The 25,793-nt window shown below is 62.7% G+C and carries 29 protein-coding genes; 20 read left to right on the top strand and 9 right to left on the bottom strand.

Features of this window, described 5'->3' with window-relative positions:
* Nucleotides 1-48 precede the first annotated feature (48 nt).
* Entirely contained in the window at nucleotides 49-564 is a 516-nt protein-coding gene (locus C443_RS12150) for a DUF367 family protein (RefSeq protein ID WP_005536688.1), read from the top strand.
* 169 nt (nucleotides 565-733) lie between these two features.
* On the opposite strand, the gene C443_RS12155 is transcribed toward C443_RS12150, so the two are convergent.
* Nucleotides 734-1,807 (bottom strand): hypothetical protein, encoded by a 1,074-nt coding sequence (locus C443_RS12155; protein ID WP_005536689.1) that lies wholly within the window; start codon nucleotides 1,805-1,807, stop codon nucleotides 734-736.
* Nucleotides 1,808-2,110: 303 nt separating this feature from the next.
* Here C443_RS12155 and C443_RS20805 point away from each other — a divergent pair, with 303 nt between their 5' ends.
* A complete protein-coding gene (locus C443_RS20805; RefSeq protein WP_004515982.1) occupies nucleotides 2,111-2,260 on the top strand; it encodes a 50S ribosomal protein L40e in 150 nt (49 codons plus the stop codon).
* A gap of 50 nt (nucleotides 2,261-2,310) precedes the next feature.
* Here C443_RS20805 and C443_RS12160 read toward each other — a convergent pair whose 3' ends face one another.
* Entirely contained in the window at nucleotides 2,311-3,216 is a 906-nt protein-coding gene (locus tag C443_RS12160; protein ID WP_005536693.1) for a hypothetical protein, read from the bottom strand.
* Nucleotides 3,217-3,266: 50 nt separating this feature from the next.
* Nucleotides 3,267-3,890 (bottom strand): MBL fold metallo-hydrolase, encoded by a 624-nt coding sequence (locus tag C443_RS12165; protein ID WP_005536695.1) that lies wholly within the window; start codon nucleotides 3,888-3,890, stop codon nucleotides 3,267-3,269.
* Nucleotides 3,891-4,047: 157 nt separating this feature from the next.
* On the opposite strand from C443_RS12165, the gene C443_RS21215 reads away from it, so the two are divergent.
* The 5 genes from C443_RS21215 to C443_RS12195 all read left to right on the top strand — a co-directional run bounded on the left by C443_RS21215 (nucleotide 4,048) and on the right by C443_RS12195 (nucleotide 7,877).
* A complete protein-coding gene (locus C443_RS21215) occupies nucleotides 4,048-5,517 on the top strand; it encodes a hypothetical protein (protein ID WP_152423039.1) in 1,470 nt (489 codons plus the stop codon).
* A gap of 295 nt (nucleotides 5,518-5,812) precedes the next feature.
* Nucleotides 5,813-5,998 carry a DUF5786 family protein gene (locus tag C443_RS12180; RefSeq protein ID WP_004515979.1) on the top strand — a complete coding sequence of 62 codons (186 nt, stop codon included), beginning with the start codon at nucleotides 5,813-5,815 and terminating at the stop codon, nucleotides 5,996-5,998.
* Nucleotides 5,995-6,546, top strand: coding sequence for an endonuclease dU (locus C443_RS12185; protein ID WP_005536697.1), 552 nt, complete (start codon nucleotides 5,995-5,997; stop codon nucleotides 6,544-6,546). Before C443_RS12180 ends, C443_RS12185 begins: the two co-directional genes overlap by 4 nt.
* 223 nt (nucleotides 6,547-6,769) lie before the next feature.
* A complete protein-coding gene (locus C443_RS12190) occupies nucleotides 6,770-7,213 on the top strand; it encodes a RidA family protein (RefSeq protein WP_005536698.1) in 444 nt (147 codons plus the stop codon).
* 76 nt (nucleotides 7,214-7,289) lie between these two features.
* On the top strand, nucleotides 7,290-7,877 hold the full coding sequence (locus C443_RS12195) for a uracil-DNA glycosylase (RefSeq protein ID WP_005536699.1): 588 nt from the start codon (nucleotides 7,290-7,292) through the stop codon (nucleotides 7,875-7,877).
* Between the two features lie 26 nt (nucleotides 7,878-7,903).
* Here C443_RS12195 and C443_RS12200 read toward each other — a convergent pair whose 3' ends face one another.
* On the bottom strand, nucleotides 7,904-8,269 hold the full coding sequence (locus C443_RS12200; protein ID WP_005536700.1) for a hypothetical protein: 366 nt from the start codon (nucleotides 8,267-8,269) through the stop codon (nucleotides 7,904-7,906).
* Nucleotides 8,270-8,440: 171 nt separating this feature from the next.
* Here C443_RS12200 and hisH point away from each other — a divergent pair, with 171 nt between their 5' ends.
* Genes hisH through C443_RS12215 form a run of 3 tightly spaced genes read left to right on the top strand, consistent with a single transcriptional unit; the run spans nucleotide 8,441 to nucleotide 10,692 of the window.
* A complete protein-coding gene (hisH, locus tag C443_RS12205; protein WP_005536701.1) occupies nucleotides 8,441-9,088 on the top strand; it encodes an imidazole glycerol phosphate synthase subunit HisH in 648 nt (215 codons plus the stop codon).
* 24 nt (nucleotides 9,089-9,112) lie between these two features.
* Nucleotides 9,113-9,961, top strand: a complete 849-nt coding sequence (locus tag C443_RS12210) for an SDR family oxidoreductase (protein ID WP_005536702.1) — start codon at nucleotides 9,113-9,115, stop codon at nucleotides 9,959-9,961.
* Entirely contained in the window at nucleotides 9,958-10,692 is a 735-nt protein-coding gene (locus C443_RS12215) for an acetoacetate decarboxylase family protein (RefSeq protein WP_085944912.1), read from the top strand. The genes C443_RS12210 and C443_RS12215 overlap by 4 nt, the downstream gene beginning before the upstream one ends.
* Nucleotides 10,693-10,932: 240 nt before the next feature.
* On the opposite strand, the gene C443_RS12220 is transcribed toward C443_RS12215, so the two are convergent.
* The gene (locus tag C443_RS12220) at nucleotides 10,933-11,280 is read right to left on the bottom strand and encodes a hypothetical protein (protein WP_005536704.1); all 348 of its coding nucleotides are present in this window, start codon (nucleotides 11,278-11,280) and stop codon (nucleotides 10,933-10,935) included.
* Nucleotides 11,281-11,418: 138 nt separating this feature from the next.
* Between C443_RS12220 and C443_RS12225 the strand changes: the two genes are divergently transcribed.
* Nucleotides 11,419-13,101 (top strand): histidine kinase N-terminal 7TM domain-containing protein, encoded by a 1,683-nt coding sequence (locus tag C443_RS12225; RefSeq protein WP_005536705.1) that lies wholly within the window; start codon nucleotides 11,419-11,421, stop codon nucleotides 13,099-13,101.
* Between the two features lie 396 nt (nucleotides 13,102-13,497).
* On the opposite strand, the gene C443_RS12230 is transcribed toward C443_RS12225, so the two are convergent.
* Nucleotides 13,498-14,178, bottom strand: a complete 681-nt coding sequence (locus C443_RS12230; RefSeq protein WP_005536706.1) for a hypothetical protein — start codon at nucleotides 14,176-14,178, stop codon at nucleotides 13,498-13,500.
* Between the two features lie 299 nt (nucleotides 14,179-14,477).
* On the opposite strand from C443_RS12230, the gene C443_RS12235 reads away from it, so the two are divergent.
* Complete coding sequence (locus C443_RS12235) at nucleotides 14,478-15,581, top strand: tRNA (guanine(26)-N(2))-dimethyltransferase (RefSeq protein ID WP_005536707.1); 1,104 nt, start codon at nucleotides 14,478-14,480, stop codon at nucleotides 15,579-15,581.
* 61 nt (nucleotides 15,582-15,642) lie between these two features.
* On the opposite strand, the gene C443_RS12240 is transcribed toward C443_RS12235, so the two are convergent.
* Nucleotides 15,643-16,059 carry a hypothetical protein gene (locus C443_RS12240; protein WP_049944043.1) on the bottom strand — a complete coding sequence of 139 codons (417 nt, stop codon included), beginning with the start codon at nucleotides 16,057-16,059 and terminating at the stop codon, nucleotides 15,643-15,645.
* Nucleotides 16,060-16,153: 94 nt separating this feature from the next.
* On the opposite strand from C443_RS12240, the gene C443_RS12245 reads away from it, so the two are divergent.
* The 3 genes from C443_RS12245 (at nucleotide 16,154) to C443_RS12255 (ending at nucleotide 19,790) form a co-directional block, all read left to right on the top strand.
* Entirely contained in the window at nucleotides 16,154-17,590 is a 1,437-nt protein-coding gene (locus tag C443_RS12245) for an MATE family efflux transporter (protein ID WP_005536710.1), read from the top strand.
* Between the two features lie 71 nt (nucleotides 17,591-17,661).
* Nucleotides 17,662-18,897, top strand: a complete 1,236-nt coding sequence (locus tag C443_RS12250) for a YihY/virulence factor BrkB family protein (RefSeq protein ID WP_005536712.1) — start codon at nucleotides 17,662-17,664, stop codon at nucleotides 18,895-18,897.
* The gene (locus tag C443_RS12255) at nucleotides 18,894-19,790 is read left to right on the top strand and encodes a phosphatase PAP2 family protein (RefSeq protein ID WP_005536713.1); all 897 of its coding nucleotides are present in this window, start codon (nucleotides 18,894-18,896) and stop codon (nucleotides 19,788-19,790) included. The genes C443_RS12250 and C443_RS12255 overlap by 4 nt, the downstream gene beginning before the upstream one ends.
* Nucleotides 19,791-19,798: 8 nt before the next feature.
* Here C443_RS12255 and glnA read toward each other — a convergent pair whose 3' ends face one another.
* On the bottom strand, nucleotides 19,799-21,154 hold the full coding sequence (glnA, locus tag C443_RS12260; protein ID WP_005536715.1) for a type I glutamate--ammonia ligase: 1,356 nt from the start codon (nucleotides 21,152-21,154) through the stop codon (nucleotides 19,799-19,801).
* Nucleotides 21,155-21,280: 126 nt separating this feature from the next.
* Here glnA and lrp point away from each other — a divergent pair, with 126 nt between their 5' ends.
* The 3 genes from lrp to C443_RS12275 all read left to right on the top strand — a co-directional run bounded on the left by lrp (nucleotide 21,281) and on the right by C443_RS12275 (nucleotide 23,960).
* The gene (gene lrp, locus C443_RS12265) at nucleotides 21,281-21,739 is read left to right on the top strand and encodes an HTH-type transcriptional regulator Lrp (protein WP_005536716.1); all 459 of its coding nucleotides are present in this window, start codon (nucleotides 21,281-21,283) and stop codon (nucleotides 21,737-21,739) included.
* A gap of 140 nt (nucleotides 21,740-21,879) precedes the next feature.
* On the top strand, nucleotides 21,880-22,476 hold the full coding sequence (locus C443_RS12270; protein ID WP_005536717.1) for a TetR/AcrR family transcriptional regulator: 597 nt from the start codon (nucleotides 21,880-21,882) through the stop codon (nucleotides 22,474-22,476).
* The gene (locus tag C443_RS12275; protein WP_005536718.1) at nucleotides 22,473-23,960 is read left to right on the top strand and encodes an MATE family efflux transporter; all 1,488 of its coding nucleotides are present in this window, start codon (nucleotides 22,473-22,475) and stop codon (nucleotides 23,958-23,960) included. The genes C443_RS12270 and C443_RS12275 overlap by 4 nt, the downstream gene beginning before the upstream one ends.
* A 48-nt stretch (nucleotides 23,961-24,008) precedes the next feature.
* On the opposite strand, the gene C443_RS12280 is transcribed toward C443_RS12275, so the two are convergent.
* Nucleotides 24,009-24,554: a Rieske (2Fe-2S) protein gene (locus C443_RS12280; RefSeq protein ID WP_005536719.1), complete on the bottom strand. Its 546-nt coding sequence runs from the start codon at nucleotides 24,552-24,554 to the stop codon at nucleotides 24,009-24,011.
* 97 nt (nucleotides 24,555-24,651) lie between these two features.
* Here C443_RS12280 and C443_RS12285 point away from each other — a divergent pair, with 97 nt between their 5' ends.
* Entirely contained in the window at nucleotides 24,652-24,936 is a 285-nt protein-coding gene (locus tag C443_RS12285) for a hypothetical protein (RefSeq protein ID WP_005536720.1), read from the top strand.
* Nucleotides 24,937-25,206: 270 nt separating this feature from the next.
* Entirely contained in the window at nucleotides 25,207-25,791 is a 585-nt protein-coding gene (locus C443_RS12290) for an NADPH-dependent FMN reductase (RefSeq protein ID WP_005536721.1), read from the top strand.
* Nucleotides 25,792-25,793 lie beyond the last annotated feature (2 nt).

Genomic DNA, 25,793 nt, shown 5'->3' on the forward strand with positions numbered 1-25,793 from the left:
AGAGTCGCCGAACGAGTTGCTTTTATTCGCCAGCGTAGTAGCGCTGATGTGGAACTGCACGTCCGGTACGAGGGCGACGACGACCCCGACAAATGTAGCGCGCGGAAGCTGGCCCGGATGGACGAGGCCGAACTCCACCGCGCGACGCGGTCGACGCCGCCCGGCATCGTGCTCAATCCCTTTGCAGAGCAGGCGCTGTCCCCGGCGGACCGACCGACCCCCGGCGATGGCGCTCGTCACAGCCGGCTGGTCGCGCTCGATTGCTCCTGGGAAACTGCCGAACGGGAAGCGTTCGACCTCGAAGGGGTGCACCGCTCGCTCCCCTTTCTCGTCGCCGGCAATCCGGTCAACTACGGAACGGCATTTCAACTTAATACCGTCGAAGCCTTCGCCGGTGCGCTCGCCATTCTCGGGGAGCGCGATCACGCCGAGCGACTTCTCTCGACGTTCTCCTGGGGCCACACCTTCCTGGAACTGAACGAGGAACCGCTGGAACGGTACGCGAACTGCGAGGATTCGAGCGACGTTATCGACGTACAGGACGACTATCTCGCCGAGGAGTAGTCACTGGGGCGTTGCTGGCTTTTCGAGGAGCGGCGCATCACAGTGTGGGCAGGCCTGCCGCGCGTGTGCCTCCAGCACGTCGTCGATGCGTTCTCCACAGGCTTGACACCGCATGACAATAATTAGTATCCGTACAATAATGTAGCTTCGGCTTGGTTTCTAAGGCCGCTTACCAGAAGCCGGTCCCGATTCCGGTCGGCGCGTCAGGTGGGCTGAGCGGGCTCGTCGGCAGGTCCGCGTCCGGTTCGGGGTCGTTGTATCCACCGGGCGCAACGTCGTTTGGGCCATCAGGATAGCACAGCGACGCCAGCGCCTGAATGTGGTCGCGGCCGACGCCGAGTTCGAACTGGCCGCCACCGTACAGGTCGATGCCATGTTCCTCGCAGTAGTCGATGGTCGCAAGCACTGACTCGACGGTCCCGCAGCGGGACGGTTTCATATTGAGCCACGACGGCTTGAACGGCAGCGACTCGATGCTCTCGACGCCAGTGATGGGTACGTCCCAGGTGACACGGGCCTCCTGACCGTCGAAAACCGGCCGCGTCGCGTCGGTCAGGTCGGGGTCCTCAACCAGCGCGTCCGGGAGGCCGTCGACGACACGGCGGTAGAACTCGGGGTCGGCCTCGACATCAACGTCTGTCCCCTCGTACAACCCTTTCAGATCCAGTACCCGAACGTCGTAGTCCATCAGCTCGTCGACGAGGGTATCGCTCCAGGTCGGTGTGGGGTCGAGTTTGAACGAAAGGTCGCCGTAGCGCTCACGCAGCATCGCCAGTCTGTCAGCCGTCGGCGGCGTATCGTCGTCCGCGTTGGAGAGCCGCGTCGAGACGACGAAGTTCACTGGGTCGTATTGCCGGTCGAGCGCCGTCCCGAGGTCCGTGTCGGCCTGCTGCAGCGCCAGGTCAAGCGCCGCGCTCTCGAACCCCCAGCGGCGGTAGTGACGGAACCGGTCCTTGTCCGGGGGTTCGGGCCACAGATCGGCCGCGTCTAGCGTCGCCGAGAACGAATCGACGGTGTACTCGCCGGCCAGCGGGGTGCCCTCGCCCTGCAACGCCTCGCTGTCCTGCAGCGCGTCGTGGGCCTCGGCCGTGTACGTCACGTCCTCGCCGCTGCCGGTCTCGCCCACGCCGGAGAGCCGGATAACGGTCGTCACCCGGTCGAATCCACTGGAGGTCGCCCGTTCTCGACGCTCGAACACACAGCTCTCGACAGTGACCGGGAGGTCTGCGACCTGATCGTACATACTCCGGCTTCGCCGCTCGGGCATCTAAAGCCGGCGACGGCTGGCGGTGTATTCCTATTTTAAAACCAGAAAGCCCCGTCGCCGTTTAGCCAGCCGACACGGGTGGGACTGAAAGGGGCCGACGCGCTACGGGAACCCCGGCGAAGCAAGCACCACAGGGAGCGGAACGACCGAGGAGCATAGCGAACCGCGGAACCGTAGCGCGTCGGGGCTTTCTGGCTACTGCTAGTCAGAGGCGATTCGCCAGACACAGACCCAGGCCGAAACTCAAAGCTTAAACGCGCGCACCGGGAATGACCGCGCATGGCTAGCTTCGAGACAGCGTCCGACCGACTCCTCAACAAGCAGATCTGCATGCGGTGTAACGCTCGGAACCCAGAGCGCGCCCAACAGTGCCGGAAGTGCGGCTACGGCAACCTGCGTCCGAAGGCGAAAGAAACCCGCAGCGCCTGATTTTCGGGTCAGTTGCCGCCGGCATCCGGTGGCAGTTCGTCACCAATCCACTACTGCCCAGTAGGTTCTTTGTCCGCTGACTGGCGGTCGAGCGTTGCCATCCGAACCGACGCGTGTGAGACGATGAGTTCCAGCAGCTTCTGATCTTCTTCGCCGACAGTCGTCTCGTCCGTCGTGACCGAGATGACGACTGTCGTCGTGGCCTCGTCGTCCAGAACCACCGCCGACACGCAATCGGTGACTGACTCGGGGATGTCGACGGGGAACGGTCGGTCGTGAACGGTGACCGCTCCCTGTTCCTGTGCCCGGATTTCCTGTGCGAGCGACCCGACGACGTCGACCGGCACGGTTCGGATCGTGTTCGCGAGCGCCACCGCATCGCCGTCCCTGAGCCGGATGACGGCCGTCTCCTCCATACCGGTCATCGTGCCGAAGGCCTCAACGACGAAGGCGGCGACACCGTCGACGCTGGGGGCGCTGGCGATGGCGCGTCCGTAGTTGTTCACGTCGGCCGCCTTCCCGGCGAAAGCCTCGACGCGGTCGCGTTCGGCCGCCAGTTCGCGGAGCCGGCTGCGGCTCCGGGCGTCGTACAGGCCGACCAGAACACCCGCCAGCGCGCCGACAGTAACGAGGTCCACCGTCAGGTACGACGCTCGGGCAAGTGAGCCAGAAGTCACACGCTGGCTGAACAACAGGAGCGCCGCCACGGCGGCGAACGTAACGGTTCCGCCAGCGGCCCACGCGGCCACTCGGGACGTGGCCCCCTCGAATGCCGTATCACGGGCGAGCCAGACGCCCGCGTACGCTACCGCGAGGCCCATCGCCGCAAAGGGGAGCGCATCGACCGCCACCGCCACCGGAATCCGGGTCTGCTGGACCGCGTGAAGCACCTGCATCGCGGCCAGTACGACGCCGGAGAGCGCCAGGGCCGTCCCCGTCAGAAGTCGCTGGTTCATAGCGTCGAATGTCAGCCCTGTCACTAGAGCGTTGCGCCGGTTTCGAGTGGTCAGTCGTCGGGATACTTCGGCTCGCGGCGCTCGGCCCGTTCGAGGGCGCGCTCGACGACCTCACGAACGTCACCGTGGAAGGCGTCGCCGTGACCCGAGTACATGTGTTCGACGCCTGCCGGCATACGGTCGAGAATGCGCTCGATGCTCTCGATGAGGCGCTCGCGGGACTGGCCGGGGCGGTCCGTGCGGCCGAAGGAGCCGTCGTCGAACGCGCCGTCGTCGTGGACGACCACATCGCCGGAGAACAGGGCCGATTCGGAGACGAGCGAGACGTGGTCGTCGGCGTGGCCCGGCGTGTACACGACCTCGCACTCCTCGTCGCCGACGGTGAGCGTGTCGCCGTCGGCGAGTGCGTGGTCCCGGCGCGGGTGGGACCCGTAGGCGTACAGCGGCGCGTCGAAGGCGTCGAGGACGGCATCGAGTCGCTGGACGTGGTCGCCGTGCTGGTGGGTCAACACGACGGCGTCGAGCGTGTCAGTATGCTCGCGGATGACGTCGACGACGCCACGCATCGCGCCGGCATCGACCAGCGTCGTCTGTTCGCCGGTTGCGAGATAGGCGTTACAGGTGAACGTCTCGGCCTGATATGTAACGTGTGTTACTTTTGTGTTGAGAGTCATCGGTAGTGTATGACTAGGTCCGGTGGCGACATTCAAAAAGCACGGGTCAGCCCCGTTTTCCCGATGCAACAACAGGTCAGGTGGGAGCCATATAGAGAGGCTCTATCTGCCGCCGCTCGTATGAGTGCTGAAAAAGCGATTCTGAGTGTGTCATAGTATGGCAAGTGATCGTGCTAACCGTCGTCGTTTCCTCCAGATTGGGGGTGCTGCTCTGACTACAACCCTCGCTGGCTGTGGCGGTCTGACTGATTTAGACAATCCAAGTGGGTCAACTGACTCTGAAGAAGAAAAAACTGAGACAAAAGAGCAGCAGTACACAATACCTCCAGTAGCAGATATGAAATGTACAGGTATTGAAAATGAAAATGCTGTAATAGAAGCAATTTATGAGCCAGTAACTACGCCCGGAGACTCCCGGTTGTTTATCAAAGATGAAATCACATTTGAATTGTTTTCATATACGACCTATCCTGTTGAAAATGACGTAAACCTGAAGAAAATCGCTGAGAAGACTAAATCCCCCTATGGTGATAGAGATATTTCATTCAAGTATTCATATAAAAATATACCTGCAAATCAACGTGTTAGACATCGGATAAAAGCAACAAATAATAACACAGGTGAATCAGAGTTTATAATGGATAAAAGAACACTAGTTCGTACCAAGTCATCATATGGTCCTCGTGAATACATTCAAAGTGGCCCAAATCTCTACTCAATAACTGAACAAGAAAACGATGTACAAAGTGGGTTTGTAAAAAGAGGAGATAAGTATATAAAGGGAAGCATATTTGCATATGGTTGGGAAGATCCAAGAATTGCAGAGATTCCATTCACAAGGGAAGCATTCAAAGTAGAAAATGACTCATATCAAGAGGGTATAAATCCTAGGTGTAGTCCATACTGTTATGAGAAACTTGAGATTCCAGTGAGTCTTGTGGAGAGACAAGAACAGAAGATGGAAAATCGTAATCTTAGAGCAGGATACAATACGCTCAATTATAATGATGGACAAGATAATGTATTAGATAGTCCAGTGTGTCAACAGCACGCTGACGGAATTATTAAATCTCAGGAACAATATAGTGTAAAAAATCATTATGGACTGATCCGATGGGCAGCTGGAACAATTCAATCTGGGACATATGACAAGCGACGTGGTGGAGTAAGTGTTACTCAAGCATCAGTTCATCTACCGGGTCCGTATTGGGTAGATAGAACAGAAAACTGTGTCGGACACAGTTATAATCTAGCTTGGTTGTTATATCATCTGGGGTACACTTGTGGAACTGTGTATCTCAACCGTTCAGGACAAGGAATTGCAAACCATGTTGGTGTTGGAATTCCTATTCCTAAGGACGTTATGGAATCTGATTTCCCTGAGGAATACCCAGATGCATTTAATAACTCTCCGTCGATCCAAGCAGCATATGTTGATGGTTTTGCTAATTTTGGAAATGATGTTGATTCTCTTGGTGATTATCCATGGCTGTATATTGAAACTACTGGAGGGTTTGAAATTGGAGTTATGCCATTTGATGATGTAGACAGTAGAGGCGTTCAATATGTTCTTGAGCCGGAAGATAATGTATTTGGAACCGATCTCAAAAATCAGACGGGAAGTTGAGTGACGAATTTTACGTATATTGCTTGTTTTAGTAGCTGATTTGAGTATGATGTGGCTGGTGGGGAGCGAGCAGTAATTGGACTAGCAGAGTTGCTTTTTTGCCAGCTATCCACGGAGGTTTTGTTTCCGGTTTTGCGACTGGATATAGTTCGATCAGATTCTTCCAGTCCCCGTCGTGGACGCCCTCCTGACCGTCGGTCGCCACAGCGGTTCCGAGAACCGCCGTGTCAACGCGCTAACACGCTGGAGTCGGCGAGTGATTTTTTACTGTGAACGTCATAGTTGTACACGTACCATGGGGTTCGGGAGCTACGACGAATCGGAACAAGACAATCAGGAGTACGACACAGACTTCGAGGACGAGGACGGCCTCGATGCTGAAGAAAACGCCCACGAGGGCGACATCGAATACGAGTTCACCGCGTCGAACGACGAACTACTCGACAGACTGGAAGACATCAAAGACAACCAGAACACGTGAAATCAGGGGCGCGGGCCCTCGGCGTGGCGGAGTCGTACCGAGCGGAAACCAGTCAGTTCGCTGGCGCTGTCGTCCGCGCCAGTAGAGTCGCCGACGGCTTTGTTTTCAGTACTGCCACGGTCGGCGGGAGCGACGCAACCGAGACAGTGTGTGCGATGGTCGACCGACTGGACCGCGAGGACATCCGCTACCTGCTGGTGGCGGGTCTCGCACCGGCGTGGTTCAACGTCCTCGACCTCCAGCGAATTCACGACCACACCGACCTGCCGGTCCTCTCGGTCACCTTCGAATCCTCGCCGGGGCTCGAAGGGGCCATCCGCGAGGCGTTCGACGACCGCGCTGTCGTGCAGGACCGGCTGGCGACCTACCGTGCCCAGCCGGAGCGCCGACCGGTGTCGGTGAACGACGAGACAGTGTACGTTCGGAGTGTCGGTATCGACGACAGCGCCGCCGCAGATGTCGTCCGGGCGTTCACGCCGGAGGGCGGCCGTCCGGAACCACTCCGAGTCGCCCGACTGGCGGCGCGTGGACTGGTCGAAATGGAGTGAGTCAGATGCGGTAGCGACCGCCCGACGACGGATGACACAGTCCACCAAGAGAGTTGAGCAAACCAGAGTCGATTCTGTCAGGTGCCACAGCGAAAGTTATCTATTGCTAAGCTAGATCTGTGACCGAAAAACATCTCGATAGCGATTACTGCCTCATCATTGCCTACAGTTAGTAATAGCTAAACACATCCTGATTAGCTGGCACTGTGTTTGTATGCATACAATGGTAGAGAGCAAGACACAGGCGAGGAATGCTGTAGAGGCCGCAGAAACGAACGAACAGACGAACATCAACAGTAGCGTGACCCGGTACGAGGGCGACCAGTCGACAGAGCACAGCGTGTACGGCACGCGCCAGCAGGACAGCCAGCTCCTGTTCTTCGATGGGCAGGTTCCGGACGCGGACACGGCTCGCAACGGCGACGTGCAGGAACAGACGCTGGCCGCGCTCGACCAGATTCGTGCCATGGCTGCCGACTCCGGTCTCGAACCGCGGGACCTGATGCGGACGACAGTGTACCTCACGGAGATGGACCAGCTACCAGCGGTCAAGCAAGCGTACGCGGCGTTTTTCGACGGGCAGCGACCGTCACGAAGCGTCGTCGGCGTTGCAAGCCTGCCGAACGACGCGGCGGTGCAGATCGAAGCAACCGGTGTAAAGCGGTAGTCGCGGCCAGCGTCTGCGGTCGAATGCCTGCCGGCGGACCGCTGCGTTTGAGAGTCCCCGGTGCAAACGACGGTGCATGGAGCAGATGGACGGCCTTGACGTCGTTGGCTGTGAGCGCTGTGACGACCTCTGTGGCTCGCGCTCGCGCATCGTCAACGGCGTCGGTCCCGCGGACGCGGACCTGCTGTTCGTCGGGGAGGCCCCCGGCGCGAACGAGGACGAACAGGGCGAGCCGTTCGTCGGGCGGAGCGGCGACGTGCTCGACGATGGGTTGCGTGATGCCGGCCTCGACCGCGGCGACGTGCGCATCACCAACTGCGTGCGCTGTCGCCCGCCGGACAACCGCGACCCGCGAACAGGCGAACTCGCGAACTGCCGCGACTATCTGGAGACGGAAATCGACCGCGTCGACCCCGAAGTCGTCGTGACGCTCGGGAAAGTGCCGGCGGAGCACCTGCTGGAGCGTGACGTTGCGGTCACCGGCGAAGCGGGCGACGTGTTCGACGTGGCTATCGCCGGCCAGCCGCGTCGCGTTCTCGTCTCCGTCCACCCGGCAGCGACGCTGTACGACCCCAGCCAGAAGGAGACGTTCGAGGCCGCACTGACGACTGCCGCGGAGTTTACCGACGCCCAGAGCGGTCAGTCGCGACTCGGCGAGTTTTAGAAAGTCGGATAGTGCGCTCGAAAGCGCTAGTTCGCTGCGATGTCCATCGCCTCTGCCTTCGTGTCGACCAGCGAAATGTCGACACCCGAGATTTCGCCGACCCGGCTCTTGAGCGCCATCTTCTTGATCCCCTCGGAGACGATGACCCAGTTCGTGATACCGAACTCCTTGCCCGCCTCAGCGGCCTCCTGTGCTCGCGTGAATACGTCGTCGTTCAGTGACGCCTCCATCTGGAGATTTGAGATGTGCGTATCGACCGCCGGTTGTGAGGCGAGTTCCTCGAACCGTTCATTGACTTTCGCGAACGTCTCGTCTGTCATCTCCATTTCTTCGGGAAACTCAGCGATGAGAACGTTACCGTCGACGTACAGAACGTCTGTAATACCAACCATCAGCGACCGTATGTGGTAGATCAATAAAACAGGGATGGCCTGTTTTCATAGTTGATATCCTCACCAGCTCCGGGTGTCTGGCTGTAAGCGACACCTCCCGCCGGACAGTGGTCGTGCCGAAGGCTTGTTCGAACAGGAAGTCACTTAGCCCCTGTTCGCCTACAACCTCGCATGAGTGTCAGACAGACGACCGCGGACGTGGTCGTCGTCGATTACGGACTGGGGAACCTCCGGAGCGTCACGCGCGGGCTCGAACGCGCCGGCGCGGACGTTTCGCTCTCGGAGGACCCGGCGGAGTTCGATGCGGCCGACGGCATCGTCCTGCCCGGCGTCGGGGCGTTCTCCGAAGGGATGGACAACGCCGGGCCGTTCCGCGAGGCGCTGGTCGAACAGGCCGAAGCCGGCAAGCCCCTGTTCGGGATCTGTCTCGGGATGCAGATGCTCCTGACGACGAGCGAGGAGGCCGACCACGAAGGCCAGGGCGACGCCGAGGGGCTGGACCTCATTCCGGGCAAGAACGTCAGGTTCAGCCGCGACCAGACCGTGCCACATATGGGCTGGAACGAGCTTGACGTGACGCGGGACCACCCGCTCGTCGAGGGCGTCGATGGCGAACACGCCTACTTCGTCCACTCCTACTACGCCGTTCCCGACGACGAGAGCGCGACGGTGGCGACGACGGACTACGGGGCGGACTTCGCCTCGATTGTCGCCAACGACGCCGGCAACGTCTTCGGCACGCAGTTCCACCCGGAGAAGTCTGGTGAGACCGGGCTGCGCATCCTCCGGAACTACGTCGACTACTGCCTCGACCACTGAGTTCTGGGCTCGGGATTGGTTCGTATGTCTACAGGGGATTCTGTCGTCCTGCTCACCGGGGCAGCATCGGGTATCGGAGCGGCGACGGCGCGGGCGTTCGCTGATAACGGCTGGACCGTCTACGCGACGGACATCGAAAGCGAATTTCCCGACGATATCGGCGAGCGCTGTCGGTGTCTTGAACTCGACGTGACCGACGACGCACAGATAGCGGCTGTCGTCGACCAAATCGTCGCGGAGACCGGCCGCCTCGACGGTCTGGTGAACAACGCCGGGTACGGGGTCGCCGGCCCGGTCGAGGACGTGTCGATCGACGCCACCCGCGAGCAGTTCGACGTGCTGGTCCACGGCCCACACCGACTCGCACAGGCAGTGCTCCCCGAGTTGCGCGAACACGGCGGGCGCATCATCACCGTCTCTAGCGTGCTGGGCCACACCGCCTCGCCCGGACTCGGCGCGTATTCGGCCGGCAAAGCCGCCGTCGAGTCGCTGACCGACGCACTACGGATAGAGGTGGCTGGCGCGGACGACGTCCACGTCTCGCTCGTCGAGCCAGCGTGGGTCGAGACCGGGTTCGCCGACGGCGCGCTGGGGAGCCTGCCCGACGAGGACCGGACGCCGACCTACGACCGGACGTACGACGCGCTGGAAGACGGCTGGGTTCTCACCGGCGGGCCACTGACGACGACGCCGGAGGCCGTCGCCGCGAGGGTGCTCGCCGCAGCGACCGACACCCAGCCGAAAGCCCGCTATCCGGTCGGAGCCTTCGCTACGTTTGTCCGGTGGACCCACTGGCTCCCGGCGCGGTTGCAGGACCCGATTCACCGCGGGTTCGGTCGTGCGAGCGCGTTTCTGGGACGGTGGCTGCGGTGACAAAACTGGCTGACGGCGACCGGGTTCGGCTCTCGACGGGTCACGAGGTGACGCTCCCACTTGTCACCGAGGCGACGGCCGCCGGGGCAGTGCTCCCGGCGCGATACGACGGTGCGGCGTCGTTGCTGCCCGACGGGCTGACGCCGGTCCGGGCGACGGCACGACGGGCTGCAGTCGTGGTCCTCTGTGTCGAATACCACCGTATCGGCGACGATGCGATGACGCCCTACGACGAATTCGCGGTGATAGTCGCGGCGACACCGGACGGGCAGCGGCCACCGCTGCTTCCACTGTTGACACGCAATGTCGGCGGCTACATCTGGTCGCTCCCGGTGACGACCGAGCCCGCTCGCGCCCTCGGCGACGAAATCTGGGGCTATCCGAAAACGGTCGCCGACATCACCCACCACGATGACGAGACCCGCCACGAGACGACGGTCGTCGAGGACGGCGACCGCGTGGCGACGGTCAGCATCGACTGGCCCCGGACCTGGGAACGCCGGGAGCAGATAGAGAGCTACGCAGTTCGAGAGGGACGACTGGAACGAACACCGGTCGAATTCCAGGGGGAACTGGGGGCCGCACCGCTGAGCGGGCGCGTCCACGTTGACCTCGGCAATCACGAGCGCGCCGACACGCTCCGCGCGCTCGACCTCGGCTCTCGATCCGTCCTTCGGTTCTCACTGGAAGGGCAGATCACGTACGGGGCTGGGCGACCAGTAGAGCGGTAGCGGGGCGGTGCAGTAGCAGGTAAAAGCCGTGCAACAGGCATACCGCGCGCCGCCAGGCGCGCGGTTTCACTTCTCGCGACCAGCGGGAGCGAGAAGGGCGTTTTTAGCGTAGATTTTTGCGAGCCGAGCGGGACCCCCGGTCCCGCTGGCCGTGCGAACGGGCGCTCTGCGCCCGTGAGCAGAGAGCCCTCCCGCAGCGGCGCTTCGCGCCGCGAGGAAGGGCGACGAAGTAAAAAGGTACTAGAGGAATTCGCGGACCTCAGAGTACCACATGTCGTGCTCGTCGACGGCATCGATAGCCTCGGCGATGCGAACGGCGATAGCGTGCCAGCAGAGCTGGTCGGGGTCGTCGGCGTCGAGGTTGTACTCGCTGTCGGCGCAGGTACAGCCGCCGTCCTCGACGATGTACTCGTCGTCGTGGCCGACGACGACCGTGAAATCACGGTACTGCTTGACGCGGCTCTCGCCGACAGCTTCGATAGCCTGGTGGCCGCGGTCACCGTGAACGTCGACGATAGCCGACACTGCGTCGGGGGTCAGCTCCCCGGCGGCTTCGAGGTCGGCCACCCACTCCTCGACTCCGGTCACAGCTATGCTACGGAAAGGGGTGACAAAACGGCGTCGGCTTCAGCAGCAAAGTCCCGGCTGCCTGGCAGGCGACGGGGGAGTTATCAATGCTTGTACTGTGCCCAGAAGCATAAACACGGAGTACAGATTTGTTCTGGCATGAACCTCGACCTCCCGTGGCTGGCGCTGGGCTCGTTCGCCTCGGGGATCGGGTCGCTGTATCTGCTGGCACAGCTTCGGACACACTGGGACAAGCCCGGTGCGCGGTGGTTCGTCGCGACCATCGTCACACAGACGGGCTGGTGTTTCAGCTACGGCGCGGCGCTGCTGGTGTTCGACCCGACACTGCGCCTCGCCCTAGAGATGGTGTCCTGGCTGGGCATCATCTGGATCGGCTTCTGTTTCCTCTCGTTCGCGCTGGGATACACGGGTCGGACGAACGTCCTCGAAAGCGGCTGGTACCGTGGTGTGGCGGTGCTGCCGCTCGTCGAAACGGCACTCGTCGTCACGAACCCGCTCCACACTGTGGTCTGGCAGGGCTTCCGGGTCGTACCGGCTGCCGGCAGCGCGGGGGCCGAGTACGCCGTCCTGCCGGTAGGACTGCTCACGATCATCGTCGCAATGCTGTTCGTTAGCTTCGGGACCCTACTGGTGTTCGATACGGTCGTCAGCTACGGCCCGCTGTATCGGCGCGAGGCGCTGGCGGTCGGCCTGAGTCCGATACCGCCCGGAGCCGCCGTGTTGCTGTGGGCCGGTGGGGTCGGGCCAGTGCCGGCGGTGAATCTGACGACGCTCCTGTTCCTACCACACGTCGCGCTGGACCTGTACGCGTTCGTCCGCAGCGACATGTTCGAGTTCCACCCGGCGACCCGGCGGGCCGGCGAGCGGGCGGCCATTCACGACATCGCCACGCCCGTCGCCATCGTCGACGAACAGGGCCGGGTCGTGAACCTCAACCCCGCCGCCGAGGGGATGCTCGCCATCGACAAGTACGAAGCACTGACCGAGCCGCTGAACGATTTTCTGGGCGACGACGATATCGCGACCGACGGCGGGAGTTCACGGGTGTCTATCGAGGCCGGTGGTCGACATCGCGAGTTCAAGATCCGACAGACGGCGCTCCGCGACGAGGCGGGCACGCAACTGGGGTATACGGTCGTCTTTCAGGACATCACCGACGAGATCCGCCGCGAGCGCCGCCTCGAAGTGCTCAATCGCTTTCTCAGACACAACGTCCGCAACGAGAGCGTCGTCATCCAGGCCCGGGCGGAGCTGCTGGCGGCGGAACTCGACGGCGACCACGCCGACTACGCGTCAACCATCGAGCAGTCGGTCAGTCGCCTGGTCGACTCCGGCCAGAAGGCCCGGACCCTCGCCGAAGCGGGTGCTGGCGACGCAGCCCTCGAATCCGTCGCACTGGCCGACCTCACCGCCGAAGTCGTAGCGACCGCCCGCGAGGAATACGGCGGCTCGGCCGCCGTGGAGATATCCGACGACCTCCAACTCACAACCCAGCCCGCCCTGCTAGAAATCCTGCTTACCAATCTCATCGAGAACGCTCTCCAGCACGTTCCGGACGCCGTCGTCACTGTCACCGCCACAGCCGAGGGTGACGATGTCGTGCTGACCGTCAGCGACAACGGGCCCGGGGTGCCCGACCACGAACTCGGCGTGCTGGAGCGGGGCCGCGAGACGGACCTGAACCACGGCAGCGGCATCGGCCTCTGGCTCGTCCGCTGGACCGCGACGACGCTGGAGGGCGACCTCGATTTCGACACGAGCGACGGGACGACGGTGACTGTTCGACTGCCTACGGAGCGGGCAGCGGCAGAAGCAGGGTGAGTGTGGCATCGGCGTAGACAGCCGAGACAACCGACCGAGCCGCCTGCGATTACACGGCCGACCAGACGCAGTGCCATTGCACAGCCGACATCGGATGGGACTGAAAGGGGCCGGGCGCTCGACATGCGAGACGGCGTAAGCACTGGAGCGAGCGACGCGAGTGAAGGGCGCAGCGAGTCGTAGCGGTCGAGCGCCCGGGGGCTTTCTGGCCGTTCGCAGTAAGTCAGGTACCGCCAGAGAGGGAGTCATACAACGGCTCATATGGCCGTTCTTCGCTACCCGATTCGCTCAATGCAGAGAAGCGAAGGAACACCTCGGTCGAAGACCTATCGGTTACTAAGTAGGAACGGCGTTCGAAATACAGAGGATGCGTTTATCAAACGGGATGGAGCGTGTTCAATGGTGCCAATAAAAAATGAATCGCACGTCCCGGTAGTCATCCAGGTATAGGAGACGAAGCAGGTCGAACCAGTCTTCGGGGAGGAGTTCATGACGGCTCCTAGCCTGCAGTGACACCCACCGGTCCTCAAACTCGACCAAGTCACCGCGAAGCAGTGTCTCGATGTCATCCCGATCTACAAACTTATGTCGCCACCCCTCTTCCGCTTCTGATTCCCACTCCGAGTACTTCGTGCCGGTGGAGTCAATGAGGTCAAACAGGCGAAGCACCATGTGAAGTGCCATATTCGGGCCGTGCTCAGCTAAACTAGCCCGATTCGCGTCGCTAATGCCACTTTCCCAGTCGAACTCCAGCAGTTCTTCTAGATACATATGCCGGGGTGGGGTGTGATCTCTCAGCCGTTCACGGAATGCTTGGAACTGGTCGTAGAGGTCTTTGTTCGAGAGGCGATCAATGGCGTTCGATCCTCGTCCCATCATTGCCAGTTTTGTATTCGGTGCAAGGTCGTCCGGGAGGCCATGAGTGTGGACGACGGGATCCAGAGCCGATGCCCAGCCGGTCCCAAAAAACACGTATTTGAAATCTCCCTGATTTCCGGTGAAAGGGTCAACACGACAGACGAATTCCCAACCTTCCGCAAATTCCCGCTCGACGAACCCTCGGATATACCCAGGCACAATTCAATAAGCAAACTCACGAAAGAAAATACTTGAGTTTCTCCTGTTAACGTTTGCCACAAATGATTCAAGTAAGTCATGTAAGATGCAGGATATGCGTTCTGTATCTTGCACGCCTTCGATAACCTCTAACGGATCTGTTAGGACACATAGCGGTATCTACGCACGCTCGATTGTGCGTTCAATTCAGGACATATTGACTGAAATCAATACCTTGTGAAGAGCTGTATGACATCCTGACCGCCAGATCCAACAGGCAGGTTCGAACGACTTAACGGCGCCCGCACGGACCGGAGAGTATGCGCGTCAGTGAGGGCCAGGTGACGGTCACGGTGCCGGAACAGCCGGAAGCGGGGAAGGGAGCGGACGTATTCTTCAACCCCGTTCAGGAGCTGAACCGCGACATCACCGTGGCAGCGCTGCGGGCCTACCGAGAGCGAACCCCCCGCGTGTCGACGTATCTGGACGCCACTGCCGCTAGCGGCATTCGCGGCGTCCGTGCGGCGGCCAACGACTGGGAGACGACGCTGTGTGATATCGACGACGACGCGACGGCGCTGTGTGAACAGAACCTCGAACGCAACGACCTCGCCGCCTCTGTCCGGCGGTCGGACGCGAACGTGCTCATGCACTCGGAAGCGTTCGACGTAGTGGACGTGGACCCCTTCGGGACGCCAATCCCCTTCGCCGACGCGGCGGTTCAGGGGACCAAACACCTCCTCTGTGTGACGGCCACTGACACCGCGCCGCTGTGTGGGGCGCACTTCGAGAGCGGCGTCCGCTCGTACGGCGCGGTGCCGCGAAACACGGAGTTCCACGCCGAGATGGGAATGCGCGTCCTCCTGTCGGCCATGGTCCGGACGGCGGCCCGCTACGACATCGCCGCCCGGCCGATTCTCAGCCACGCGACCAAGCACTACGCCCGGACCTATCTGGCGTTCGACCACGGCGCGAAGGTCGCTAACGACTGCATCGACGAACTCGGCTACGTCCACCACTGCCAGCACTGCCTCTGGCGCGACCACGACTACGGTCTCATCGCCGACCCACCGGACGACTGTCCGGTCTGCGACGAGCATCTTCAGACGGCCGGTCCCATCTGGCTCGGTCGGACCTGTGACCCCGAGTTCGTCAGCGCCGTTTCCGAGCAGGTGACCGAAGAGATGGGCACCGCCGACGAGGCGACGGAGCTGTTGGCAACGCTCGGGGCCGAAATCGATACACCGACCCACTACGACCAGCACCGCCTCTGCAAGCGCTGGGGGCGCGGCGCAGAGGCCATGGACGAGTTCATCGAGAAGCTCCGCGACGCTGGCTACGCGGCCTCCCGAACGCACTACGGCGGCACGACGTTCAAGACGGACGCCGACGTGGTGGAGATCCGCGAAGCGACAGCGGAGTAACCGACTACGGGAGTCCAGACAGGACCGAGGATTGCGAACGGAGTGTGAATCGAACTGATTCTTACCGCCCGTTCGCCCGGCCGACGCTCTCTCGAACCGCGGTGACGAGGTCGTAGCCCAGCAGGTACACCGGGCGCAGGAAGTAGTTCGCCATCCCCGCGAGACCGAGCAGCCCGCCGATGGCCTGCATCTCGCCGGGCGTGGCCGACAGGCGGACGAGCAGCGGCAGCGCCGTGATGAGCGGCGCGAGCCACAGCGACTGGACAATGCCGTCCATATCGACACCAGCGACGGGACCGAATCGGTCCTCGTCCGGACGGGCAACGAATAGAACAGCCGCCAGTACCAGCAGGCCAACGACAATCGGCAGGGACGCGCCGACCCCGGCGACACCGAAGCCGATAGCTAGTGCGGCCGCGACGAGCAACAGGACGGTCACCTGCATCGTCCCGTGCCGGATAGCCGCTTCCATATCCATATCCGGTCGTTGCAGCGGCGCTGTATAAACCCTATGAGGGCGGCTCCCCTTTCTTAACACCTTTCGGGTTTGACCGCAAAGCAGTGGCGAACACGTGCCCTCCACGTACAATCCGGTCCGTGGCGTCCTGCTGCTCGTCGGCAGTCTGCTCGCGCGGTTCGGCCTCGTCGAGCGCGAGCGGGTCCGCCGGGCGACGGACCTGTCCTGGCCCCGCATCGTCACCGGACTCGCGCGGATGTCGAAGTCGACCGTCGACGTGGCGATGGTGGGGCTGGCGCTCGGACCGACCGCCATCGCCGGCGTCGGCTTCGCCGCGCCGTTCTGGGAACTGGTGTTCGCGCTGGGCGGCGGCGTCGCCGGCGGGACTATCGGCATGGTGTCCCAGCGGTACGGGGCCGACGCCGACGAAGAGTTGGCGGTCACCGTCACGACTAGCGCCACTGTCGTACTCGGGCTGACACTTCCGCTGACTGCGGCGTACTGGGTCGTCCCCGGACTGCTCGTCAACCTCGTCGGAACGGGATCCGAGGCCGTCGGATACGGGGTCCAGTACCTGCGCGTCGCCGCCCTCGGCGTCCCCTTCGCCGCACTGAACCTCATCGCCAGTCGGACGCTCGTGGGAGCCGACGACGCCTGGACACCGATGCTGTTGCGGGCCGGCGGCGCGGTCGTCAACATCGCATTGAACGCCGTCTTCATCTTCGGATTCGGCCTCGGCGTCGTCGGTGCGGCCCTAGGCACGGTCATTGCGAACGTGCTGGTCACGGCTGGGTTCGCCGTCGGACTGGCTCGCGGTGGCCTGCCGATAATCGGTGCGTTTCCGGTCCGGGTTCCGGTGTCGCGACCGTTACTCGACCGGAGACTGGGGCGAGACCTCGCGGAAACCGGGACACCGCTGGTGGGGGCCAACCTCGCGCGGACCGGGGCACAGTTCCCCCGGCTGTTCATCGTCGGCCTGTTCGGACCCGGCGTCGTCTCGGCCTATGTCGTGGCGCTTCGCGTCCGGGCGCTGCTCGACACGCCGAACTGGGGGCTGAGCCTCGCGTCGAGCAGCCTCGTCGGACAGGCCCTGGGCGACGATGACGAGGCCGAGGCGACCGTCTGGGCGCAGACGGTACTCCGGCTGAGTATCGGCGTGTACATCGTCGTCGCAGCGACGCTGCTCCCGTTCTCGCGGGGCATCGCCCGCCTGTTCGTCTCGGACCCCACAGTCCTCCCGCTGGTGACAGTGTTCGTCACCGTCGCCTGTGCCAGTGTCGTGTTCCGAGGTGTCGACGGCGGCTCGACCGGGCCGCTCCGGGCCAGCGGCGACACGCGCTGGCCGTTTTACTCCCAGCTGGCCGGGATGTACCTGTTCGCCCTCCCACTGGCGTATCTCGGCTACGTCACGCCGCTCGGCGAACTCGCGCTGTACGCCTCACTCGTCGTCGAGACGGCGGTTCCCGCAGCGGTGACGTACTATCGATTCCGCTCGGGGACGTGGCGGGTCGTGAGCCGCGCTTACCGGCCTGACGCGGCGCTCGACGACTGACGCGTGTCCTCAAAAGCGACTGACATCAGTCAGTCGACAGTATATTTGTGGCCCCACCCTGACATGCTCGCGTGGACCGCACACGCGCTGTCTCCGTCGGCCGAGACGTCGTCCGTACGGTACGAGAGGAGGAGGTCTCCTTTCTCGCGGCCGGCATCGCCTACTACATGTTCGTCTCCCTGCTGCCGCTGTTGTTGCTGACGCTGGTCGTCGGCACGCTTGCGGGCGGAGAGGCATTCGCCGAGCGAGTCGTCAGCGCCGCCGGTGACGTGCTCACACCGGCGGCGTCGACACTGCTCGAAGACGCGCTGACCAGCGGGGCCGGTCGCGGGGGCGCAACCGTGCTCGGTGTCGGCGTGACGCTGTGGAGCGCGCTCAAGGTGTTCCGCGGACTGGATACGGCCTTCAGTCGCGTCTATGGGACGGACGGCCCCGACTCAATTGTTGGGGAAGTCGTCGACGGACTGGCCGCACTGGGCGGCATCGGCATCGCACTGGTCGGGCTCGGTATCATCGGCGCGTTCGGGACGGTGCTGGGCGTGCAGGTCGCGCTCGGCGGGCTCGCGCTCGTTCCCGTGCTGGCAGTCGCCTTCCTCCCGCTGTACTACCTGTTTCCCGACCAGGAGATCACACTGCGGGAGGCCATCCCCGGCGCGGTGTTCGCCGGCGTTGGGTGGACACTGCTCGGGACGGGATTCAACGTCTACGCGGCACAAGCCGACTCCTATCAGGTGTACGGCGTCATCGGCGGGGTCCTGTTGCTCGTGACGTGGTTTTACTTCGCCGGACAGGTGCTCCTCGTGGGGGCAGCGGTCAACGCGGCGCTCGCGGACCGGCAACTACAACAGGTATCGCGCCGACGGTCCGGCAAAGCGATGAGTGAGGACGCTGACGAGACCGATACGCCCCCGCCGGCCGGCGCCGATACGCCCGGCCGAGACGCCGACGAGTTGACAGATGAGGAACTACAGGAACTCCGCGAGGAGTTCGAGTCGTTCCGCGAGGACATCGAGGGCCGGACGCTCCACCGTGACGAGGTGCGGTCGGACCTCAAGCAGTACGTCCGCCGCCGGATGCGTCGCGGCCACGCCCGACAGTGGGGCCCCTACATCGTCTTGCTGTACGGCACGATCATGACCCTTGGCGCGTTCTACTATCTGGAGGGGCTCTATGCCGTGCTGGCGATGCTGGTCATCTGGCTGTCAACGCTGGGCCTCTATGCGATCATGATTGCGGTCGGTGTGACGCTTACTGCCACCGGCCTCCCCGGACGGCTCGTCGACCGCGTGCGTGACTGGCGACAGTGATACGGGGTGTCGGGGTCACCGAGGTGCTGTCAGCGCTGCCCGGCGCGGTCGTCGTGCTGTTCGCGCTGATCACCCAGCTTGGGGATTTCTGGTTCACGTTTCTGGCCTGTGGCCTGCTGTACTGGCTCGGCCCGTGGACGCCGAAACTTGGGCAGGAGCTCACTCGCGACCGGACGGCAATGCTGGTCGCGCTACTCGCCGTCGGTGTCGCGCTCGTCGTGTCACTGAAGGGCGTGTTCGCGCTACCGCGGCCGCCCGGCGCGGGCACAGCCACCCACGCCGAACTGCTTCCGGCGGCGCTGCGGGGCGTCTACGAGTCGATGGCGACCGGAGAGGGATTCGGCTTCCCCAGCGGCCACGCCACCCTTTCGCTGCTCGTCTGGGGCGGCATCGCCTGGGCGCTCCGAGTCGGCACGCGTCGACAGCGCACCGCCGTCGCCGCGACGATCATCACCCTCATCGGGATCTCGCGGCTGGTACTCGGTGTCCACTACCTCGCCGACATCCTCGCGGGCTTTACCATCGCCGGTGCGGCCCTCGTACTCGCCCTCGGCGCACTCAAAACGCCCGAACGGGTGTTCGGCCTCGCGGCCGTCATCGCCGTGGTTGGGCTGCTCGTCACCGGTGTCTCCCGTAATTCGGCCGGTGCACTGGGCGTCGCTGTCGCAGGTGCCGTGGTCTGGTCGCTACTGGGAGAGTCGATACCGGAGCCGACCCGGCACGGTGTCGGCATCACAGCGCTGCTGGGCGTTGTCTCAGTCGGAACGTTGCTCGGCGTGACGTTCGGGTTAGATCCGACGCCGGGCGTCGTCACGGTGCTTGCGGGGCTTGGGACTGGAGCGCTGCTAACGCTACCGCTGGCCGGTGAGCGCCTCGCGAAAAAGTGTGAATAGGGAGCCGTTTAGAACTTCTCGAGGTAGCGGTCGAGTTCCCAGTCGGAGACGTCGACAAGGTACTCCTTGTGCTCCTGCGTTTTGGCCTCAACGAAGTTCTCGTAGACGTGCTCGCCGAGTGCGTCCTGAATCACTTCGTCGTCTTCAAGCGCTTCGACGGCCTCGCCGAGGTTCGATGGGAGCGTGGTGATGCCGTACTCCTCGCGTTTCTCTTCGTCGAAGTCGTAGATGTTCTCGCGGACAGGGTCGTCGCACTCGAGGTCCTGCTCAACGCCGTCGAGACCGGCGTGGATGAGTGCGGCGAAGGCGAGGTACGGGTTACACGACGGGTCAGGGAAGCGAGCCTCGATACGGCTTGCGGCCGGCGTGCGGGCGGCCGGCTTGCGGATGAGCGCCGAGCGGTTACGGTCGGACCAGGCGACGTAGACAGGTGCCTCGTAGCCCGGGACCAGACGCTTGTAGGAGTTCACGGTCGGGTTCGAGACGGCCGTGATAGCCGGTGCGTGCTTGAGGATGCCGGCGGTGAAGCTCTTTGCCGTCTCGGAGAGGTTGAACTCGTCGTCCTCGTCGTGGAACGCGTTCTCGCCGTCCTCGGTGAACAGCGAGAGGTGCGTGTGCATCCCGGAGCCATTGATCTTCGGAATGGGTTTCGGCATGAACGTCGCGTGCAGGTCGTGCTCGGCCGCGATGGCGCGGACGACGGAGCGGAAGGTCGCGACGTTGTCGGCCGTCGAGAGCGCGTCGTCGTAGGTGAAGTTGATCTCGTGCTGACCCTGTGCGACCTCGTGGTGGGAGGCTTCGATGTCGAAGCCCATGTCTTCGAGGCCGTAGATGATGTCACGGCGCACATCGGAGGCGAGGTCCTTCGGCGCGAGGTCGAAGTAGCCACCGGCGTCGTTGGTCTTGGTCGTCGCACGACCCTCTTCGTCTTCCTCGAACAGGAAGAACTCGGGCTCAGGGGCGGCATTGACCGTATAGCCCATGTCCTCGGCGCGCTCGATAGCACGCTTCAGGACGCCACGCGGGTCGCCGGAGAACGGCTCGCCGGTCGAGGTGTCGATGACGTCACAGATGAGACGGGCACTGGAACCGCCTTCGACGTTTTCTCTCCACGGAAGCACCGAGAACGTCGATGGGTCCGGGTCCAGACGCATGTCGGACTCCTGAATCCGGACGAAGCCGTTGATCGAGGAGCCGTCGAAGTAAATCCCCTCTGTGAACGCTTTCTCTGCCTGATCGGCTGTGATCGAGACGTTCTTGATGGTACCGAGGATGTCGGTAAACTGGAGCCGGAGGAAGTCGACGTTCTTCTCTTCGATTTCGTCGAGTACCTCCTGTGCCGCCTCTGAAAGTTCGCTTGTCATCTTTGGACACCCGATAGGAACGGTGCTACTACTAAAACCCTGCTGATTTGCGCAAAGGTTTCGACGCTTTCGCTTACATTTGGACATTCGTAAAATTCTAATCCCTGGGGGGCGTCCCCCAATGTAATGACGTACGAAAATCTCGACCGTGAGCTAGTGAATGCACTTCTGGGTGATGGCCGTGCCAGCCTCCGAAGCCTCGGAGAAGACCTCGACGTGTCGGTAACGACCGTCTCAAACCACCTCTCCGATCTCGAGGACGAGGGAATCATCAACGGGTACACGCCCAAAGTCGACTACGACAAGCTCGGTTACGACGTGACGGCCATCATCCAGCTCAAGGTGGAAGGGTCGTCGCTCCCGGCAGTCACTGAAGATCTCGAAGAGCACAAGCAGATGATCTCGGTGTACGAGGTCACCGGCGACTACGACGTCATCGCGGTCGGGAAGTTCACCGACACCGACGGCATGAACGCCCAGATAAAGGAACTCCTCACCGACCCAGACATCAGAGAATCGAACACCTCCGTCGTGCTCAACGCTGCAAGCGAACACGAGCAGTTCGACCTCGACCTGAAGGAGTAGCGATCGTCCTTCTACCGCCGTTCCGAACGCTCTCAGAGCGGCGGCTCCCGCGAGTCTGATCCCCGGGTGGCATGGCACGCGAACCCACCCACGAATGGTACCGACGCATACTTGACTGACCAGTCAGTTAGTTACGCGTAATGAACGACGGCGATACGGCTGACGATATTATGGACGCGACCTACCGTGCGCTGTGTACGCACGGCTATGCGGATCTGACGATGCAGGACATCGCCGACGAGTCGGACAAGAGCAAAGCTGCCCTCCACTACCACTACGACAGCAAGCACGACCTCCTCTGTGCGTTCCTCGACTACCTCTATGACGGGTTCGTCGACCGGATCGAAGACCCCGACGGCGAGACCCCACACGAGCGCCTGCTTTCGCTCATCGATTCCGTGCTGGACAAGCCGGACGACGGGAGCGAGGAGTTCGGGACGGCGATTCTCGAAATCCGTGCCCACGCACCCTACGAACCCGGCTTTCGCGAGCGACTCACCGAATTCGACGACTACCTCGTCGACGAACTCGAAGTAATCCTCGAAGACGGCATCACTGATGGGACGTTCAAATCGGACCTCGACGCCGAGGAGACCGCCCGGTTCATCGTCACCGTCCTGACCGGGGCTGCGACCGAGCGTGTCACGACCGGTCGCCCGGTCGAGTGTACCCGACGGATGCTCGCCGAGTACGTCGAGACGCATCTTCTGGACGGACAGCAGGAGGTCACAGCGTGAGCGTCCGGCAGAAACTGGGCCGTCTGGGTGCGCGGCTCGGGGACCTATTCAAGGGCCAGGAGGAACTAGACCTGACCAGCGGCGACATCGGCAAGCCGCTGCTGTTCCTCTCGTTCCCCATCGTCATCACGAACCTGCTACAGGTGGCGTACAACCTCGCAGACACGTTCTGGCTGGGGCAGTACTCTACGACAGCGCTTGCGGCAATCAGCTTCGCGTTCCCGATGATCTTCCTGCTCATCTCGCTCGGGATGGGGCTGTCAGTGGCCGGGAGCGTACTGGTCGCCCAGCACACTGGGGCCGAGGAGCACCGCGAGGCCGAGTACGCCGCCTCCCAGACTGTGACGTTCGCGTTGCTGGCCTCCGTGCTGCTCGGTACGACTGGCTACTTCTTCGTCGAGGACTTCCTGTCGCTGCTGGGCGCATCCAGCGAAGTGCTTCCGGGCGCAACGGGCTACCTGCAGGTCGTCTCGCTCGGACTGACGGCGATGTTCGGCTTCTTCGTGTTCATTTCGCTGATGCGTGGGGCCGGTGACACCATCACGCCGATGCTAGTGATGTTCGGGACTGTCGTGCTGAACATCGTCATCGACCCGTTCCTCATCTTCGGCTGGTGGATGTTCCCCGAGATGGGCGTCGTCGGCGCGGCCGTCGCGACGATCTTCTCGCGTGCCGTAGCGCTGATCGTCGGCATCGGTATCCTGCTGTCGGGCCGGCGCGGCGTGCGGATCCATCTCAGCGATATGGCTCCCGATCTGGAGTACCTCCAGAAACTGCTCAGGCTGGGCATCCCGGCCTCCGTTGAGGGAACCGGGCGCGCCGTGTCAGTCAATGCCATGTTGTTCATCGTCGGGACGTTCTCCGTGACTGTCGTGGCAGCCTTCGGCGTCGGCATCCGCGTGTTCTCGCTGGTTTTCATGCCGGCCATCGCGATGGACCGCGGCGTCGAGACGATGACCGGCCAGAATCTCGGTGCTGAGCGTCCGGACCGCGCGGCGACGGCCAACCACTTCGCCGCAAAGGTGTCGTTCGCGATCCTCACCGTCCTCGGTGCGGTCACCATCTTCGCCGCGCCGACCGTTGTCAGCGTGTTCAGCGACGACCCCGAAGTCGTTCGCATCGGGGCCGAGTTCCTCCAGTGGGTCGCCCCGACCTTCGGGTTCATCGGCATCGTCCGGGCCTACTCCGGCGGGTTCCGTGGAGCTGGCAAGACACTCACCGCAGCGGCGCTGGCGGTTACCATGCTGGGAATCATCCGCCTGCCGGTCGCCTGGGTCGCCTCCCGCCCAGTCGCGGTCCCGGCGTGGCTCGGCCCGCAGGTCGTCGACCTCTTCGCGTACTCGCTGGCCGAACAGGGTATCTGGCTGGCCTTCGCCGTCTCGAACGTCCTCGCGGCCGGCCTCGCAGCGGCCTGGTTCCTCCGGGGAACGTGGCGCGAGGCCGACCCCCGGAGCAACAGCGAACCGGCCGTCGCCGACGACTAACGGCGCTGGTCGCTGAGAGAGTGCCGCAGAACGTTCTGAAAGTGCGTGTCAGCGCCGTTCAGCCCGCTCAAAGCGCTCGTCGGTCAGGTACACGTCGCCGTCCCGAACCGAGACTTCGATACTGTCGAGAGCGTCGCCGGCACAGGGGCCATGCGTGCAGACCCCATCGTCGGGCTCGAACTGTGCGCCGTGTTTGTGACACACGAGTTGGTCACCCCGCACAATCGCGCCCCGGCCCGGATCCAGCGGGACCTCGGGCTGGTGGGGACAGGAGTTGCGCCAGGCGGCGACGGCGTCGCCCGAGCGGTGCAGGATGCAGTTGACGCCGCGCCGGCCGTTACGAGCCTCGAACACGAGCGTGCTATCGGTGGGTACCGAGTCGAGTTCGGCGATGCGGCACGGGTCCTCACCGTCGTCGTTGCCGTCAGGCGACTGTTCGTCGTTGCCGTCAGCCGCCTGCCCATCGTCGCTAGTGCTGGAAAAACTGAATCGGACGGTCGCGTCGCCGGCTTCGACCTCGCCGCCGTCGTCGTGGATGCGGACCGATTCCGACTCGTCGTCGGTGTCGACGGTCACGTCCACGGGGTCGCTCATACAAACTTGTCTGTGACTGACGCACATAGCGATGTCGAAGTCGGTCGCGGCGTGCCGGTTGCAAAACGGAGTTATGTCAGCCCCTCGGAAGGTCAGTATGGATCGAGACGACGTTTCCGTCGAAGTGGAGGTCGAGGTAGCGGTAGACACAGCAGAACTGGAAGCTGAAGTCGAAGACATGGCGGAGTTCGAGGCGGAACTGGAGGGCAAAGGAATAGAGATCGAACTGGAAGCCGAAGTCGAGTTCGCCGAGCACGAGGAGATGGGCGAACACGAGGAAACGGACGAGCGGGAAGATGAAACGGACGGCTCCGAGGTCGATACTGAGACAGAAGCCGGCGAGATGGATGAGGCTGCGGACAGCGACGAAGAACAGGAGTAGTCGCGGGCAGCAACAGAGACGGGTCGCAGGGCACCCCTTGTGACTGCGGGGGAACTGCTGTCACAATCACAGGTGTGCATCGGTCTCAGCGAGTAGTCTTGCCAGCGCTGTGGCCGAGTGGACCCGAGCAATGTTCATCGACGGCAGCCGTAGCGCCTGATTCCCGATGCCGCTAGGACCCGCTGGCCGCGCAACCTCCTGTCAAAACTCGCACTGAAACAGGTTTCTCAGAATGCTTACTAATCAGCCCCAGCTACGAACAGGCATACGATGCACGACCCGCCACACGTTATCGGTATCAGCGGCAGCCTTCGTGACGACAGCGGAACCAGAATCGCCGTCCAGCACGCCCTCGATGCAGCAGCGGAGGCTGGCACAACGAGTGAACACATCGACCTGCGGGAGTGGGACCTACCACTGTTTGACCCCGACACGAGTGCGGCAGAATCCGGTGACGGGCCGGAACTCGCTGCCCGTGTCCGCGAGGCCGACGCGATGGTCCTCGGAACGCCCGTGTACCACGGCACAATCGCCTCACCGCTGAAGACGGCGCTCGACTACTGCGGTATCGACGATGTCGAGGGGACGACCGTCGGCATCCTCGCAGTGGCCGGCGGTGGGTTCCCGACACCGACACTCCAACACCTTCGCGCCGCCGTTCTTGAGCTGAAAGGCTGGCCGCTCCCGCAAGATGTCGCCATCCCCAACTCGTGGGCCGCCTTCGAGGACGACAGTATCGCCGATGGAGAGATCGCAGAGCGCATCGAGGACCTGGGCGCAACTGTCGTCGCGTACGCAGGTGTTGCGGACCGACACGGAGAAACGGAACAGTCGGAACTGACGACCGGGGACTGAAA

It is taken from the genome of Haloarcula argentinensis DSM 12282 (genome assembly GCA_000336895.1).
GTDB lineage: Archaea > Halobacteriota > Halobacteria > Halobacteriales > Haloarculaceae > Haloarcula > Haloarcula argentinensis.